Source organism: Pseudomonas sp. BN515, from assembly GCF_029873155.1.
Taxonomy (GTDB): Bacteria; Pseudomonadota; Gammaproteobacteria; order Pseudomonadales; family Pseudomonadaceae; genus Metapseudomonas.
On record NZ_SSOH01000016.1, the window covers coordinates 32,614 to 48,515 of the forward strand.

13 protein-coding genes are annotated in these 15,902 nt (G+C 64.4%); 7 read left to right on the top strand and 6 right to left on the bottom strand.

Annotation, left to right across the window (positions count from 1 at the left end; translation table 11 throughout):
- The first annotated feature begins 76 nt into the window (after positions 1-76).
- Both E8E91_RS03895 and E8E91_RS03900 read left to right on the top strand, forming a co-directional pair.
- Positions 77-1,621: an alpha/beta fold hydrolase gene (locus E8E91_RS03895; RefSeq protein ID WP_280374682.1), complete on the top strand. Its 1,545-nt coding sequence runs from the start codon at positions 77-79 to the stop codon at positions 1,619-1,621.
- A 37-nt stretch (positions 1,622-1,658) separates the two neighbouring features.
- Positions 1,659-1,826, top strand: a complete 168-nt coding sequence (locus tag E8E91_RS03900) for a hypothetical protein (RefSeq protein WP_190829874.1) — start codon at positions 1,659-1,661, stop codon at positions 1,824-1,826.
- A 118-nt stretch (positions 1,827-1,944) separates the two neighbouring features.
- On the opposite strand, the gene rlmM is transcribed toward E8E91_RS03900, so the two are convergent.
- Positions 1,945-2,994 (bottom strand): 23S rRNA (cytidine(2498)-2'-O)-methyltransferase RlmM, encoded by a 1,050-nt coding sequence (gene rlmM / locus E8E91_RS03905; protein WP_280374683.1) that lies wholly within the window; start codon positions 2,992-2,994, stop codon positions 1,945-1,947.
- 215 nt (positions 2,995-3,209) lie between these two features.
- On the opposite strand from rlmM, the gene acnA reads away from it, so the two are divergent.
- A complete protein-coding gene (gene acnA, locus E8E91_RS03910; protein ID WP_280374684.1) occupies positions 3,210-5,900 on the top strand; it encodes an aconitate hydratase AcnA in 2,691 nt (896 codons plus the stop codon).
- Positions 5,901-6,135: 235 nt separating this feature from the next.
- The gene (locus E8E91_RS03915; RefSeq protein ID WP_280374685.1) at positions 6,136-7,701 is read left to right on the top strand and encodes a PAS domain-containing methyl-accepting chemotaxis protein; all 1,566 of its coding nucleotides are present in this window, start codon (positions 6,136-6,138) and stop codon (positions 7,699-7,701) included.
- A 67-nt stretch (positions 7,702-7,768) separates the two neighbouring features.
- Here the strand turns inward: E8E91_RS03915 and E8E91_RS03920 are convergent, their stop codons facing one another.
- The 4 genes from E8E91_RS03920 to kynB form a co-directional block, all read right to left on the bottom strand.
- Positions 7,769-9,175: an amino acid permease gene (locus E8E91_RS03920; RefSeq protein ID WP_280374686.1), complete on the bottom strand. Its 1,407-nt coding sequence runs from the start codon at positions 9,173-9,175 to the stop codon at positions 7,769-7,771.
- Between the two features lie 34 nt (positions 9,176-9,209).
- On the bottom strand, positions 9,210-10,523 hold the full coding sequence (locus tag E8E91_RS03925; RefSeq protein ID WP_280374687.1) for an OprD family porin: 1,314 nt from the start codon (positions 10,521-10,523) through the stop codon (positions 9,210-9,212).
- Between the two features lie 87 nt (positions 10,524-10,610).
- On the bottom strand, positions 10,611-11,861 hold the full coding sequence (gene kynU / locus E8E91_RS03930) for a kynureninase (protein WP_280374688.1): 1,251 nt from the start codon (positions 11,859-11,861) through the stop codon (positions 10,611-10,613).
- A 9-nt stretch (positions 11,862-11,870) separates the two neighbouring features.
- The gene (gene kynB, locus E8E91_RS03935) at positions 11,871-12,512 is read right to left on the bottom strand and encodes an arylformamidase (RefSeq protein WP_280374689.1); all 642 of its coding nucleotides are present in this window, start codon (positions 12,510-12,512) and stop codon (positions 11,871-11,873) included.
- A gap of 131 nt (positions 12,513-12,643) precedes the next feature.
- Between kynB and E8E91_RS03940 the strand changes: the two genes are divergently transcribed.
- A complete protein-coding gene (locus E8E91_RS03940; protein ID WP_190829889.1) occupies positions 12,644-13,120 on the top strand; it encodes an Lrp/AsnC family transcriptional regulator in 477 nt (158 codons plus the stop codon).
- A gap of 7 nt (positions 13,121-13,127) precedes the next feature.
- Here E8E91_RS03940 and E8E91_RS03945 read toward each other — a convergent pair whose 3' ends face one another.
- Positions 13,128-13,745, bottom strand: coding sequence for an alpha/beta family hydrolase (locus E8E91_RS03945; RefSeq protein ID WP_280374690.1), 618 nt, complete (start codon positions 13,743-13,745; stop codon positions 13,128-13,130).
- A 108-nt stretch (positions 13,746-13,853) separates the two neighbouring features.
- Here E8E91_RS03945 and ccoN point away from each other — a divergent pair, with 108 nt between their 5' ends.
- Positions 13,854-15,290: a cytochrome-c oxidase, cbb3-type subunit I gene (ccoN, locus tag E8E91_RS03950; RefSeq protein WP_280374691.1), complete on the top strand. Its 1,437-nt coding sequence runs from the start codon at positions 13,854-13,856 to the stop codon at positions 15,288-15,290.
- Positions 15,290-15,901, top strand: coding sequence for a cytochrome-c oxidase, cbb3-type subunit II (ccoO, locus tag E8E91_RS03955; protein ID WP_280364862.1), 612 nt, complete (start codon positions 15,290-15,292; stop codon positions 15,899-15,901). Before ccoN ends, ccoO begins: the two co-directional genes overlap by 1 nt.
- Position 15,902: the final 1 nt, after the last annotated feature.

Genomic DNA, 15,902 nt, shown 5'->3' on the forward strand with positions numbered 1-15,902 from the left:
GCACAACCTTGGATGGGCACGATCGGCCGCCGCACTCGGGCATGCTGCACGGATCATCCCCGTCAGCGGAACCCCGATGCGCCTCGCCAACCTGGTCCTCGCCCTCCTCCTGCTCGGTGGCTGCGCCGCCCGCGAACAGTTGCCCGACTACAGCACCCTCGCTGGCCACGAGCTACCCGCCACTCACTTCGAAACAGTGATCACCGCGCGCGACGGCACGCGGCTTTCCGCCACCGTCTTCCAGCCGGCGCTCAAGCCCGGCGAACAGGCACCACTGGTGGTCCACACCCACGGCTGGGGCGGTTGGCGGGTGACCGGCCCGAACGGCTTCTACGGCCAGCAGATGATGTCAGGACGAGCCGCGCTCAAGGCCTGGCGTGCCGGCTTCTGGGTAATCAGCTACGACCAGCGCGGTTGGGGCGGCAGCGACGGCGATATCGAAATGATGGACCCGCGCTACGAAGTGCAGGACGCCTTGGCGGTGATCGATTGGGCCGGCGAACACCTGCCTCGCCTGACCATGGACGGCCCTGGCGATCCGCGCGTCGGCATGCTCGGCGAGAGCTACGGCGGCGCCGTGCAGTTGATGGCCTCGGCCGAAGACCCGCGCATCGATGCCATCGTGCCCATTGCCACCTGGTACGACCTGTCCGAAGCCCTGGCACCGGGCGGACGCATGAAAGTGGGCTGGACCGGCGTGTTGCTGGGCCTGGGGCTCGCCACCGGCTATGACCTGGGCAAGTTCACCCAGGCGCCCTACCTGAAGAGCGCGGGCGGCGAGATGACGCCGGAAGTACAGGCCGAACTCAAGGCCCACAGCCTCGCCAGCTACTGCCAGCGCGGACAGCGGCCCCATGCCGACGCCCTGCTGATCCAGGGCCTGCGCGACACCCTGTTCCCCCTCGACCAGGGCCTGGCCATCCGCGATTGCCTCGATCAGGGCGATGCCGACGTCCGCCTGCTGGGCATGCAGGGCGGGCACATCCTGCCGCCGCCGCTGCAGCGTTGGAGCGGCCTGCCGCCGTTCAACAACGAGCCGGTGCTGCATTGCGGCGACCGTGCCATCAACCTCTACCAGGCGGTGGTCGCCTGGTATGAAGATAAGCTTCGCGGCCGACCCGGTGCCGCCGACAGCGTGCCTGACCTCTGCCTCAGCCTCGATCTGGACCACGGTTTGGCACTGCAGCAGCCGCCACAGGACGATGCACCCCAGCCCCTGCCGGAAACCCGCGTCCGCCCGCTCACCAGCGGCTGGCTCAGCCCGTCCAGCTTCATCCCCCTGCGCAAAGTCGAAGCGGCCAGCGGCCTGGTCGGCAGCACGCGCCTTGAGTTGGACCGTGATCAGGATGCGCCACTGCTGTTCGCCTCGCTGGCGGTACGCCGCGCCAATGGTGGCATCGAGGTGCTCAGCGAGCAGAGCACGCCGCTGAACACTCGCCAGGTGGACCTGGCCACCGCCAGCGCCCTGCTCCAGCCCGGCGATGAACTGGGCCTGCAGGTCAGCGGATTCAGTGGCCAGTACCTGTTCAACAGCTCCTGGAGTCCGCGCTCGACGACACTCAAGGGCCAGGTCAGCCTGCCGTCGTTGCTGCCACTGGAGGCACCGCTCGCCAGCCAGTGAAATGCGGCGCAGCATGGGCTTTCCCGGAGGGCAAGGCATGCCGGATTCCCCTGTGCAGCACTGGTGCGTCAAGCGGCTGGATGACAACGGAAACGTATTCGTCCTGCGGGATCGGCTGACCCGCGATGAAGCCGAACGCCTGATGGCGGAGTATCAGGCACGGGGGCACAAGCAGAGCTATTGGGTGGAGAGGATGTCGCTGTAGGGGCGAATTCGTTCGCCAAGGGCAGCGCAGCTGCCCTATCAGGCCTTGAAGGGCAGACCTGCGGCCTGCTTGGCGAATGAATTCGCCCCTACAAGAAAACGATCCGCAGCTCCCGCGATTACAACCTGCGCAGGTGGCAGGTCACTTCCTCACGGTCGTGGTAGAGCTGCTTGCAGGCGATGGAGACCTTCAGTCCCCTGGCCTTCAACCCTGCATCGATACGCGCCAGCAGCTTCTGCACCTCGGCATGGCGCTGCTTCATCGGCAGCTTGAGGTTGACCACCGCTTCCTGACACCAGCCCTCGCCCAGCCAGGTTTCGATCATCGCGGCAGTACGCGCAGGCTTCTCGACGATGTCGCAGACCATCCAGTTCACCGGCCGGCGCGGTTTGAAGGTGAAGCCATCGGCGCGCTGGTGCTCGACGAAGCCGGAGTACATCAGGCTCTCGGCCATCGGGCCGTTGTCGACGGCGGTGACCTTGATCTCCCGCTGCACCAGCTGCCAGGTCCAGCCGCCCGGCGCGGCGCCCAGGTCCACGGCGGTCATACCCGGTGCCAGGCGCTTGTCCCAGTCGGCCCGCGGAATGAAGTGGTGCCAGGCCTCCTCCAGCTTGAGGGTGGAACGGCTTGGTGCTTCGCGGGGAAACTTCAGGCGCGGGATGCCCATGGGCCAGAGCGCCGAGTTGTTCGACTCGGCCAGGCCGACGAACGCCTCGCGGCCACTGCGGAAGGTCAGCAGCAAGCGCGGCAGCTTGGGGTCGTCCTTGAGCTTGCCGGCCTTGATCAGGGCAGCGCGCAGGGGCTTTTCGAACTTGCGGCAGAAGGTGGAGAGTTCCTTGCCTTCGTTGGTGTCCAGCACCTCCAGCCAGAGGCTGCCGCACACCGGATAGTCGGCCAGCGCCTCCAGCAGCACGCCAATGCGGTCGGTTTCCGGCAATTCCACGTACTCGCCACGAGCCCACTGGCGCGGGAAGATCAACTGGTTGAAACGCAGCTTGCGCATCATCCGCTCGGCGCCGCCGGGCTCGCTGCAAATGAACTCGGCACAGGCACTGTTCGGCCTGGCCTTGGCATAGCCGGCCACATCGAGGTGGGCAGCAAGGTCGGAAATCTCGGCACAGACCTCCCCCTCGAAACCGGGGCGGCAGTGCAACAGCATGGTGTTCATCGGATGGGCTCCTCCTGGGCGCGCACTATAGTTGCGCGACGCCCGTTTTCACACAGCTTGGAAGGGAATTTCCTACAGCCGGACACCATGAAAAGGGGAACCCGGCGCCACCCTGCCGGTCGGTTGAAATGGCGAGACCTTCCATCCAGAGCTAGCTTTTCAGTTTCCGTACGAGCAGCCGGCCCATGCCGTGTGGGCCTCAAGGAGAAATCCCGATGCCTTCCCTGGATAGCCTGAACTGCCGACGCAGCCTCGAAGTCGCCGGCAACACCTACCACTACTTCAGCCTGCCCGAAGCCGCCAAGCGGCTGGGCGAGATCGACAAACTGCCCATGTCGATGAAAGTGCTGCTGGAGAACCTGCTGCGCTGGGAGGACAACAAGACCGTCAGCGCCGCCGACCTCAAGGCCGTGGCTGACTGGCTCGGCCCACGCCGGTCGGATCGCGAAATCCAGTACCGGCCCGCCCGTGTGCTGATGCAGGACTTCACCGGTGTGCCGGCAGTGGTCGACCTGGCCGCCATGCGCGCGGCCGTCGCGGCAGCCGGCGGCGACCCGCAGCGGATCAACCCGCTGTCCCCGGTGGACCTGGTGATCGACCACTCGGTGATGGTGGATCGCTTCGCCTCCCAATCCGCCTTCGAACAGAACGTCGAAATCGAGATGCAGCGCAATGGCGAGCGCTACGCCTTCCTGCGCTGGGGCCAGCGGGCCTTCGACAACTTCAGCGTGGTGCCGCCGGGCACCGGAATCTGCCACCAGGTGAACCTGGAATACCTGGGCCGCACCGTCTGGACCCGCGAGGAAGACGGCCTGACCTATGCCTTCCCCGACACCCTGGTGGGTACCGACTCCCACACCACCATGATCAACGGCCTCGGCGTACTTGGCTGGGGCGTGGGCGGTATCGAAGCGGAGGCCGCCATGCTCGGCCAGCCGGTGTCGATGCTGATTCCCGAGGTCATCGGCTTCAAGCTCACCGGCAAGTTGCGCGAAGGCATTACCGCCACCGACCTGGTGCTGACCGTCACCCAGATGCTGCGCAAGAAAGGCGTGGTGGGGAAATTCGTCGAGTTCTACGGCGACGGCCTGGCCGACCTGCCGCTGGCCGACCGCGCCACCATTGCCAATATGGCCCCGGAATACGGTGCTACCTGCGGCTTCTTCCCGGTGGACGACATCACCCTGGGCTACCTGCGCCTTTCCGGCCGCCCGGACGAGACCGTGCAACTGGTGGAGGCCTACAGCAAGGTCCAGGGCCTGTGGCGCGAACCCGGCCATGAGCCGGTGTTCACCGACACCCTCTCCCTGGACCTCGGCAGCGTCGAAGCCAGCCTGGCCGGCCCTCGCCGCCCACAGGACCGCGTGCCACTGCCCCAGGTGCCCAAGGCCTTCGACGACCTGCTGGGCTTGCAGCTCAAATCTGCCGGCACGACGAACGCCACCAGTGCCGCTGTGAAGCTGGACGACGGCGCGAGCTTCGAGCTCGATGAAGGCGCCGTGGTCATCGCCGCCATCACCTCCTGCACCAACACTTCCAACCCCAGCGTGATGATGGCCGCCGGCCTGCTGGCGAAGAAAGCGGTGGAAAAGGGCCTGACCCGCAAGCCCTGGGTTAAATCCTCCCTCGCGCCCGGCTCCAAGGTGGTGACCGAGTACTTCCGTGCGGCGGGACTGACGCCCTATCTGGACCAGCTCGGCTTCAACCTCGTGGGCTACGGCTGCACCACCTGCATCGGCAATTCCGGCCCCCTGCTCGACCCCATCGAGAAAGCCATCCAGCAAGCGGACCTGACGGTGGCCTCGGTGCTCTCCGGCAACCGCAATTTCGAAGGCCGGGTGCATCCGCTGGTCAAGGCCAACTGGCTTGCATCCCCTCCCCTGGTAGTCGCCTACGCCCTGGCCGGCAGCGTGCGCCTGGACCTCGGCAGCCAGCCCCTGGGCCAGGGCAAGGATGGCCAGCCGGTCTATCTCAAGGACATCTGGCCGAGCCAGCAGGAAATCGCAGCGGCTATCCAGAAGGTGGACACCGCCATGTTCCGCAAGGAATACGCCGAAGTCTTCGCGGGCGACGAGAAATGGCGAGCGATCAAGGTGCCCGAATCGGACACCTATGAGTGGCAGGCGGACTCCACCTATATCCAGCATCCGCCCTTCTTCGCGAACATCACCGGCGCCCCACCCAAGGTCGAGGACGTGCGCCGGGCGCGCATCCTGGCCCTGCTGGGTGATTCGGTGACCACCGACCACATCTCCCCGGCCGGCAACATCAAGGCCGACAGCCCCGCCGGGCGCTACCTGCGCGAACATGGCGTGGCCCCGGCGGACTTCAACTCCTACGGCTCGCGGCGGGGCAACCATGAAGTGATGATGCGCGGCACCTTCGCCAACATCCGCATCCGCAACGAGATGCTCGGCGGCGAGGAAGGCGGCAATACGCTGCATGTGCCCAGCGGCGAGAAACTGGCCATCTACGACGCCGCCATGCGCTACCAGGCCGAGGGCACCCCGCTGGTGGTGATCGCCGGCAAGGAATACGGCACCGGCTCGTCCCGCGACTGGGCGGCCAAGGGCACCAACCTGCTGGGGGTCAAGGCGGTAATCGCCGAAAGTTTCGAGCGCATCCACCGTTCCAACCTGGTCGGCATGGGCGTGCTGCCGCTGCAGTTCAAGGACGGCGAAGACCGCAAGAGCCTCAACCTGACCGGCCGGGAAACCCTGGGCATCCTTGGCCTGGATGGCGCCAGCCTGCGTCCGCAGATGACCCTGCACCTGGAAATCACCCGCGAGGATGGCTCGAAGGACAAGGCCGAACTGCTGTGCCGCATCGACACCCTGAACGAGGTCGAGTACTTCAAGGCCGGCGGTATCCTCCACTACGTGCTGCGGCAGTTGCTGGCCGGCTAAAGCGCACCCGGCGCGCACCGTGCCTGCAATGTCCTGGAGAGTCTTGAAGCTCCGGGCGTTGCAGGCCGTCGCCCGCTCCCCTCGCCCACAGGGCCCGGGGCGGTAATCGAACCACTCCACTGCGGGCTATCGAACGGACAAGGCTGAAATCCGAGTACACTGGCGCCCCCAAAAAAAGGCTCAACCTTGGCGCCTGGATGCCGATAGATGCTGTAAGCCTTGCGGATGGATACCAATGAGAAACAACCAACCTGTCACCCAGCGGGAGCGTAGCTTCCCCGCCGAGCAACGCCTGATCTCCACCACGGACAGCAAAGGCGTCATCACCTACGCCAACGAAGCCTTCATCGACATCAGCGGCTACAGCCGCGACGAGCTGGTTCGTTCGCCCCACAATCTGGTCCGCCACCCTGACGTGCCGCCCGCGGTGTTCGCCCACATGTGGTCGACCCTGAAGAAGGGCCGCGCTTGGATGGGCGTGGTGAAGAACCGTTGCAAGAACGGCGACCATTACTGGGTGAATGCCTACGTCACGCCCATCTTCGAAGGCAGCCAGGTCACCGGCTACGAGTCGGTGCGGATCAAGCCGACCGCCGAGCAGATCCGCCGCGCCGAGGCCCTGTACCAGCGCATCAATGCCGGCAAGGCCGCCATCCCCAGCCGCGACAAGTGGCTGCCGGTACTGCAGGACTGGCTGCCGTTCATTCTCATCAGCCAGGTCGGTTTCCTCATTGGTGCCTGGCTGAACTCCCACTGGGGCTTCCTCCTTGCCGCCCTGCTTTCCGTGCCACTCGGACTGACCGGCCTGGCCTGGCAGAACCGTGGCATCAAACGCTTGCTGCGACTGGCCGAGCAGACCACCTCCGACCCGCTTATCGCGCAGATGTACACCGACAGCCGTGGTGTGCAGGCACGCCTGGAAATGGCCATGCTCAGCCAGGAAGCGCGGCTGAAGACCTGCCTGACCCGTCTGCAGGACACCGCTGAGCACCTTACCCAGCAGGCCCGTCAGGCCGATGTACTGGCCCATAACAGCTCCGACGGCCTGGAGCGCCAACGCGTGGAAACCGAACAGGTGGCTGCCGCGGTGAACCAGATGGCCGCCACGACCCAGGAAGTGGCCAACAACGTGCAGCGCACTGCCGATGCCACCCAGGAAGCCAACCGCCTGACTAGCCAGGGCCGCAACATCGCTGCCGAAACCCGCGAAGCCATCCAGCGCCTTTCCCAGTCCGTGGGTGAGACCGGCGAAACCGTCACGCGCCTGGCCCAGGACAGCAACGAGATCGGCGGCGTGGTGGATGTCATCAAAGGCATCGCCGACCAGACCAACCTGCTGGCACTCAACGCTGCGATCGAGGCCGCCCGCGCCGGTGAGATGGGCCGAGGCTTTGCCGTGGTCGCCGACGAAGTGCGCCAGCTCGCCCAGCGTACGGCCGAATCCACCGGGCAGATCCATCAGTTGATCGCCCAACTGCAGAAGACTGCAGAGGAAGCCGTGCACACCATGGAGCATGGTCGTCGCCAGGCGGATGAAGGCGTCGAGCGCGTTCTCCAAGCCGACCAGGCGCTGGTGGGCATCAGCGAAGCGGTGGCCAACATCGCCGACATGGCTGACCAGATCGCCGCCGCAACCGAAGAACAGAGCGCGGTGGCCGAGCAGATCAACCAGAGCATCAGCAGCATTGCCCACCTGGCTGACCAGACGTCTGGCGAAGCCCAGCGCACGGCACTGCTCAGCGAAGAACTGACCCACACCGCTCAGGGGCAATATTCCCTGGTGGACCGGTTCAACCGCTGACTCCACCCATGAAAAAGGGCGCCGAAAGGCGCCCTTTTTTCTTCTTGCGTGTAGATCACAACGACCTTTACGCCTCCTGCCCTTCCCGGACTACCTCCGAGCCCTGGCGAAAATACAGCTGGTAGGCCAGCGCCAGCAGTGCAAGGAAAGGCACGCCGAACACCAGGGTCATGCGGAAGGCCGGTACGAAGGCGGTGGTCACCAGAATCGCCAGCATCAACCCGAGGCCCAACAGGGTCGCCCAGGGGAAGCCCCACATGCGGAAGGACAGTCGCGCACTGCCGCGACGTTCGTGGTAGCGGCGGAAACGATAGTGGGTAAAGAAGATCATCATCCAGGCGAAGAGCGCACCGAAGATGGAAATGGCCATCATCAGCATGAAGGACTCTTCAGGGAACGCCAGGTTGACCAGGGTTGCCAGGGCGATGCCGGTGCAGGACATCGCCAGGGCGTTCAGCGGCACGCCAGCACTGCTCAGCCGGCCCATGGCCTTTGGCGCGTGCCCCGCACGGGAGAGGCTGAACATCATCCGCGTCGTGGTGTAGAGCTGGCTGTTCATCGCCGAGAGCGCCGCCACCAGGATCACGAAGTTGATCAGGCCCGTGGCGCCAGGGATGCCCACCTGCTCCATCACGATGACGAAGGGACTCTGGGCGCCCTTCCCCGACTGGTCCCAGGGCACCATGGCAAGGATCAGAGCCAGGGTGAAGATGTAGAACACCACCAGCCTCACCATGGTCACACGGAAGGCATTCTTCACCGCCACCTCCGGTTGCTCCGCCTCGCCGGCCGCCACCGCGATCATCTCGATGCTGAGGTAACTGAAGATGGCGATGATCACGGCAATCCAGACACCCGATAGGCCATGGGGCAGGAAGCCGCCATGTTCGACGTAATGGTGGAATCCGTATTCGGGGTGCTGGCCACCGAACACCAGCCAGGCGCCCAGCAGGATGAAGGCGAGGATGGCGCTGATCTTGATCGCCGAGAACCAGTACTCGAAATGGCCGAACGCCTTGACGCTGATGGCATTGGTCAGGATCAGCACCGAGGAGAACAGCAGGATCCACACCCAGCCCGCCACCTCGGGGAACCAGTACTTCATGTACAGGGCGATGGCGGTGACTTCGGTGCCTACCGCCAGGACGATGGCCGCCCAGTAGGCATAGCGCACCAGGAAGCCGGCCATCGGGCCGACGTAGTACTCGGCGTAGGCGCCGAATGAGCCGGAGGTGGGATGGGCCACGGTCATTTCCGCCAGGCAGCCCATCAGCAACAACGCGATAAGCGCACCGATGGAATAGCTGATGAGCACGCCCGGGCCGGCGAAGCCGATGGCGAAGCTGCTGCCCATGAAGAGCCCGGTGCCGATGGCGCCACCGATGGCGATCATGCTCATCTGCGCCGAAGTGAGCTGGCGCTTGAGCCCCTGCTCACGAGCCGCGATCGCGGCGAATCCAGTCTTGTTGGTCATGTGTGCCTCGTATGTCTTGTCGTTGTGGCAGGCGTCAGAGCAATTGCAGCGGGTACTCGACTATCACCCGCACTTCGTTGTTGTCCGCAGTATCGGCACGGGCCACCTCTTCGGTGGAACGGATGCTGGCCTGGCGCAGGCGGAGCGAGAGGTCTTTCGCCGGACCGGACTGCACCACATAGCGCATCTCGATATCGCGCTCCCAGCGCTTGCCATCGTCGCCATAGCGACCATAGGCGCCGTTCGGGCCGCCCCGGTAATGGCCGTCGTCAATGTGGTCGCCACTGATGTAACGGGTCATGAAGCTGAGGCCGGGCACGCCGAAGGCTGCCAGGTCCAGGTCATAGCGCAACTGCCAGGAGCGCTCGTTGGGAGCGTTGAAGTCCAGCACCTGCACCGAGTTGGCAAGGAAGATCGAGGTGCCCGGCTGGCGGTCGAAGCCCAGGTAGTCGAATGGCTCGTCGCCCTGCACCCGCTGGTAGGCCAGGGTCAATGCGTGGGGGCCGTGGCTGTAGCGTCCGGACAGGGACCAGGTGGTGTTGTCGATCTCACCCGCCCGCTGCTGTCCCTGGTCGAGGGTGCGGTAGAGATTCAGGTCGAACGTCAGAGCCCGGCCCTGGTCGAGGTCCAGGCGCTGACTGGCACTGGCGTAGTACTGCCGCCAGATGTCCTCGAAGCGCGAGGCATAGGCGGAGAAGCTGGTGCCATTGGAGGGCGTCCAGTTGAGCCCCGCGTAATCGACCCGACGCGTTTCCACCTGGGCATAGAGCGCCTTGAGCGCCCCATCGGAGTTGGTGGAATTGCCGTCATTGCCCGCGGTGAAGTGGCCGGCATCCACCAGCAGATCATCGACCTCCCGACTGTTGAGGGAGAAACCGATGGCCATGGGGGTGAACAAACGCGCGTTGCCCGTACCGAACACCGGGTTCATGGGGGCCTGGCTGCCGTACTTCAGTTCGCTGCGTGAGACGCGAACTTTCACCGCGGCGCCCACTTCCGAATACTCATCCTCGGGCCGCCCCTCCGAATCGACCGGGAGCAGATCGGTACCGGTGCGAGCGCGGCTGCTGTCGAGCTTCAAACCGAGGTTCGCGTAGGCATCGACGCCGAAACCGACGGTGCCCTGGGTAAAGCCGGAGCTGTAGTCCAGGATCATGCCGTGGGCCCACTCCTCACGGTAGTTCTGCCCACCCGGGTTATTCAGGATGTTGCGATGGAAGTAGAAGTTGCGCTGGGTAAGGACCAGGCGACTGTCGTCGAAAAAGCCACCTTCGGCCTCCCCGGCCATCAGGTGGGGGCTAAAGGCACCGAGCAACAGCAGGCACGCCGACGACGGATTCAGCTTCATGGATTCAACCTCTTTTTGTGTTTATGGGGTCGAGGCTGGGCGCCATCCCTGGGGATGGCGCCCGGGCAAGGGGCTTGTGGTTCTGGATCAGGTCACTTGTTTGCGGGTCATGAAGCGCTCTTCGCGCCAGACGCCACTGTCGAGTACTTCGCCGAGGACTTCAGCGGCATCCCAGACATCGACGAAGCGGGTGTAGAGCGGCGTGAAGCCGAAGCGCATGATTCGCGGCTCGCGGTAGTCACCGATGACGCCCCGGTCGATCAGCGCCTGGATGACCGCGTAGCCTTCGGGGTGCTCGAAGCTCACGTGGCTGCCGCGACGGGCATGCTCCAGCGGTGTCACCAGGGTCAGCGGATGCCCTGCACAGCGGGCCTGGACTCGCTCGATGAAGAGATCGGTCAGGGCCAGGGACTTCCGCCTCAGGGCAGCCATATCGGTCTTGGCGAAGCTATCCAGGCCGCACTCGACCAGGGCCAGGGACGTGACGGGCTGGGTCCCGCAAAGGTAGCGGCCGATACCGGGCGCCGGCTCGTAACGGGGCTCCATGCCGAACTGGCGGGCATGCCCCCACCAGCCGGAAAGCGGCTGCCAGACAAGCTCCCGCAGCGACGGGGAAACCCAGACGAATGCCGGTGATCCGGGACCGCCGTTCAGGTATTTGTAGGTACAGCCGATGGCGTAGTCGGCACCTGCGGCCTTGAGGTCCACCGGCACCGCGCCGGCAGAGTGGCAGAGGTCCCAGATGGTCAGCGCGCCGCACTCGTGGGCCAGTGCGGTGAGCGCGGCCATGTCGTGCAGGTAGCCGGTCTTGTAGTTCACCTGGGTGATCATCACCACGGCGGTGTCATTGCCGATGGCCGCCGGCAGGTCCTCCGGACGGTCCACCAGACGCAGGCTGTAACCCTGCTGCAGCATGTCGGCCAGGCCTTCGACCATGTAGATGTCGGTCGGGAAGTTGCTGGTCTCGGTGACGATCACCTTGCGCGACGGATCGCGTCCGGCCTGCACGCGCAGGGCGGCTACCAGCACCTTGAAGAGGTTGATGGACGTGGTATCGGTGATCACCACTTCGTCCTCGCCGGCGCCGATCAACGGAGCAAGCTTGTTGCCCAGGCGCTCTGGCAAGCCACGCCAGCCGGCGCTGTTCCAACTACCGATCAGGTCTTCACCCCACTCTTGCGCCAACACTTGCCGGGCGCGCTCCAGGGCCGCCACCGGCCGAGCGCCAAGGGAGTTGCCATCCAGGTAGATCACCTCCTCGGGCAGGGCGAAACCCTCGCGCAACGCGGCCAGCGGATCGCGGGCATCGAGGGCCAGGCAGTCTTCTCTTGTTGTCATGGTCATTTCCTAATTCGAGTGACGACGCAGCACGGCACGAACCGGGCTGGCATCGAGATGGGTGAACTTGAGAGGGAGGGCGATCAGTTCGTAGTCGCCGGGTGGCACCTCATCCAGCAACAGGCCTTCGAGGATGGCCATGCGCTGACGTGCCACCGCGCGGTGAGCGTCGAGGCTCTTGCTGTCCTGCGGGTCCAGGGAGGGCGTGTCAGTGCCCACCAGCATCACGCCGTGATGGGCCAGGAGCTCGATGCAGTCGGGGTGGATGGCGGCGAAGTGCTCAGGCCAGGCATCCAGGGGCGACTGGCGCCAGGTGCGGATCAATACTCGGGGCGGCACTCCGTCAAGGTGCACTGCCAGCTGTTCGGGCCGCACGTACGGCCCGGCATCCAGGCAATGGATGACCCGGCAGGGACCGAGGTAAACCTCGAGATCCACGGCTCCGATGGCCGCACCCGAAGCGTCGTAGTGCAGCGGCGCGTCGGCATGGGCGCCGGTGTGGGGCGACAAGGTGATACGCCCGACATTGACCGGGCAGTGTTCGTCGATCCGCCAGCAGCGCTCCTCCTGGAAAGGCGTGTCACCCGGCCAGGTCGGGGTATTGCTGTCCAGCGGCGGGCTGATGTCCCACAGGACCTTGCCATCGTGCATGTTCATCCTCCTCATCAAGCGAGAAAATCATGCTGCAAGGTCTATCGAATTTTCGTGCTATCTTTGCGCCACTCACACCATTTATTCGCAGATAATTCTGCAAAAACCATTAGCAATAGAAGATTCTTCAATTGAACCTGGACACCACCGACCTGCGCATTCTGCTCTGCCTGCAACAGAACGGGCGCATCAGCAATCAGGAGCTTGCAGAGAAGGTCGCGCTATCGCCTTCGGCCTGCCTGCGCCGGCTACGCAACCTGGAGGACGAAGGCATCATCCGCGGCTACCGCCCGGTACTGGATGCCGAGCGCCTGGGTGTCGAACTGGAAGCCCTGGTCCATGTTTCCATGCGTCAAGACGAGGAAGGCTGGCACGAGCGCTTCGTCCAGAAGGTACAGGGCTGGCCCGAAGTGATTGCCGCCTACATCGTCACCGGCCACAGCAACTACGTACTGCGCGTGCAGGTTCGCAACCTGAAGCAGTTCTCCGATTTCATCGTGAACCGGCTGAACCGCGCCAATGGCGTCACCGATATCCGCTCCGAGATCATCCTGCAGACCATCAAGGACGGCGGTGGGGTGCTGGACCTGCTCGTAGCCCGCAAGTAGGCATGAATCAGCCCGCCAGAAATACGGCCACGGCGTCCGCTGCGGCATCCAGGTGCTGTTCATGGCTGAAACCTGATGCCTTGAGCGGTTTCAGGTCGTGGTCCCCCGCCACCAGCCATTGCACGCGAATGGCATCCGACAGGCTGTAACCCGCCACCGTCAGGCGGTCCCCCATGGGATCGCGCTCGCCCTGGACGATCAGGGTCGGTGTCTTCAGGTCCGCCAGGTGAGCGACCCGAGGCTTGTCCGCCTTGCCCACGGCGTGGAAGGGATATCCCAGGCACACCAGCGCATCGGCACCCAGCTCATCGGCCAGCAGGCTGGCCATGCGCCCGCCCATGGACTTGCCACCGATGGCCAACGGCCCTGTGACCTGCTGTCGCACCAGGGCATGAATCTCCCGCCAGCAGCCCAGCAACTGGGCTTGGGGATTGGGTGGGCGGCGACGACCATCCTCCCGACGGGCAGCCATGTAAGGGAACTCGAAACGAGCCACGGCAATGCCACGAGCGGCGAGCCTTTGCGCGATGTCGTCCATGAAGGGGCTATCCATCGGCGCACCCGCACCATGGGCGAGGATGAGGGTGTACGAAACCGGGCCTACAGGCCTGCTCCACAGCAGCATTCAGACTTCTCCGTCGATAGGGGGCGATTGATCCAGATCAATAGCCGCCAAATGGGCTTTCACCATGCTTGCCGCGCTATCTAAAAACCGTGGACGGAAGCCCATAACATGAGCACAGCAAGCAGTACCGCCTATAACTACAAGGTGGTCCGCCAGTTCGCCATCATGACGGTGGTGTGGGGAATCGTCGGGATGGGGCTCGGCGTTCTCATTGCCGCACAACTGGCCTGGCCGGAACTCAACTTCAACCTTCCCTGGACGAGCTTCGGTCGACTACGCCCGCTGCACACCAACGCAGTGATCTTCGCCTTCGGCGGATGCGCGCTGTTCGCCACCAGCTACTACGCGGTGCAGCGCACCTGCCAGACCCGCCTGATCTCCGACAAGCTCGCAGCCTTCACCTTCTGGGGTTGGCAACTGGTCATCGTGCTGGCTGCGATCAGCCTGCCGATGGGCTGGACCAGTTCGAAAGAATACGCCGAGCTGGAATGGCCGATCGATATCCTGATCACCATTGTCTGGGTCAGCTACGCTGTTGTCTTCTTCGGGACAGTGGCCAAGCGCAAGACCAAGCACATCTATGTGGGCAACTGGTTCTTCGGTGGCTTCATCCTGACCGTGGCGATCCTCCACCTGGTGAACAACCTGGAAATCCCGGTCACCCTGACCAAGTCCTATTCCCTCTACTCCGGCGCCACCGACGCCATGATCCAATGGTGGTACGGCCACAACGCGGTCGGTTTCTTCCTCACCGCCGGCTTCCTGGGGATGATGTATTACTTCGTTCCGAAGCAGGCCGAGCGTCCGGTGTACTCGTATCGGCTGTCCATCGTGCACTTCTGGGCGCTGATCACCCTCTACATCTGGGCCGGTCCACACCACCTGCACTACACCGCCCTGCCCGACTGGGCCCAGTCCCTCGGCATGGTGATGTCTCTGGTACTGCTGGCTCCCAGCTGGGGCGGCATGATCAACGGCATGATGACCCTGTCCGGCGCCTGGCATAAGCTGCGCTCCGACCCCATCCTGCGCTTCCTGGTGGTGTCGCTCGCCTTCTACGGCATGTCCACCTTCGAAGGCCCGATGATGGCCATCAAGACCGTCAACGCCCTCTCCCACTACACCGACTGGACCATCGGCCACGTGCACGCCGGCGCCCTCGGCTGGGTTGCCATGGTGTCGATCGGCTCCCTGTACCACCTGATCCCTAAAGTGTTCGGCCGCGAGCAGATGCACAGCGTCGGCCTGATCAACACCCACTTCTGGCTGGCTACCATCGGTACCGTGCTCTACATCGCCTCCATGTGGGTCAACGGCATTACCCAGGGCCTGATGTGGCGCGCGGTGAACGAGGACGGCACCCTGACTTACTCCTTCGTCGAAGCGCTGGAAGCCAGCCACCCCGGCTTCGTAGTGCGCGTTATCGGCGGCGCGATCTTCTTCAGCGGCATGCTGCTGATGGCCTGGAACACCTGGCGCACCGCCAAGGCCTCCAAGCCCGCTGAATACGACGCCGCTGCGCAGATCCCGCAAGGAGCCCACTGATGAAACAGCACGAGAAACTCGAGAAGAACGTCGGCCTGCTGGCGCTGTTCATGGTGCTCGCCGTCAGCATCGGCGGCCTGGTGCAGATCGTGCCGCTGTTCTTCCAGGACGTGACTAACACCCCGGTCGACGGCATGAAGCCCTATACCGCCCTGCAACTGGAAGGCCGCGACATCTACATCCGAGAAGGCTGCGTAGGCTGCCACTCGCAGATGATCCGTCCGTTCCGTGCCGAAACCGAGCGTTACGGCCACTACTCTGTCGCCGGCGAAAGCGTCTGGGACCACCCCTTCCTGTGGGGCTCCAAGCGTACCGGCCCGGACTTGGCCCGCGTTGGCGGCCGCTACTCCGATGACTGGCACCGTGCGCACCTGTACAACCCGCGCAACGTAGTGCCGGAGTCGAAGATGCCCGCCTACCCCTGGCTGGTGGAGAACACCCTGGACGGCAAGGACACCGCCGCGAAGCTCCGCGCCATGCAGACCCTCGGCGTGCCCTACACCGACGAGGACGTCGCGGGCGCCCAGGCAGCGGTGAAAGGCAAGACCGAGATGGATGCCGTGGTCGCCTACCTGCAGGTGCTGGGCACCAGCCTGAAGAACAAGAGGTAGG

Bases quoted from the DNA above. Each gene is read 5' to 3' on its own strand.
- E8E91_RS03925 (WP_280374687.1), bottom strand. From the start codon at position 10,523: ATGAAGCTGAATCCGTCGTCGGCGTGCCTGCTGTTGCTCGGTGCCTTT.
- E8E91_RS03920 (WP_280374686.1), bottom strand. From the start codon at position 9,175: ATGACCAACAAGACTGGATTCGCCGCGATCGCGGCTCGTGAGCAGGGG.
- rlmM (WP_280374683.1), bottom strand. From the start codon at position 2,994: ATGAACACCATGCTGTTGCACTGCCGCCCCGGTTTCGAGGGGGAGGTC.
- E8E91_RS03915 (WP_280374685.1), top strand. From the start codon at position 6,136: ATGAGAAACAACCAACCTGTCACCCAGCGGGAGCGTAGCTTCCCCGCC.
- ccoO (WP_280364862.1), top strand. From the start codon at position 15,290: ATGAAACAGCACGAGAAACTCGAGAAGAACGTCGGCCTGCTGGCGCTG.
- kynB (WP_280374689.1), bottom strand. From the start codon at position 12,512: ATGCACGATGGCAAGGTCCTGTGGGACATCAGCCCGCCGCTGGACAGC.
- kynU (WP_280374688.1), bottom strand. From the start codon at position 11,861: ATGACAACAAGAGAAGACTGCCTGGCCCTCGATGCCCGCGATCCGCTG.
- E8E91_RS03945 (WP_280374690.1), bottom strand. From the start codon at position 13,745: ATGCTGCTGTGGAGCAGGCCTGTAGGCCCGGTTTCGTACACCCTCATC.
- ccoN (WP_280374691.1), top strand. From the start codon at position 13,854: ATGAGCACAGCAAGCAGTACCGCCTATAACTACAAGGTGGTCCGCCAG.
- acnA (WP_280374684.1), top strand. From the start codon at position 3,210: ATGCCTTCCCTGGATAGCCTGAACTGCCGACGCAGCCTCGAAGTCGCC.
- E8E91_RS03900 (WP_190829874.1), top strand. From the start codon at position 1,659: ATGCCGGATTCCCCTGTGCAGCACTGGTGCGTCAAGCGGCTGGATGAC.
- E8E91_RS03895 (WP_280374682.1), top strand. From the start codon at position 77: ATGCGCCTCGCCAACCTGGTCCTCGCCCTCCTCCTGCTCGGTGGCTGC.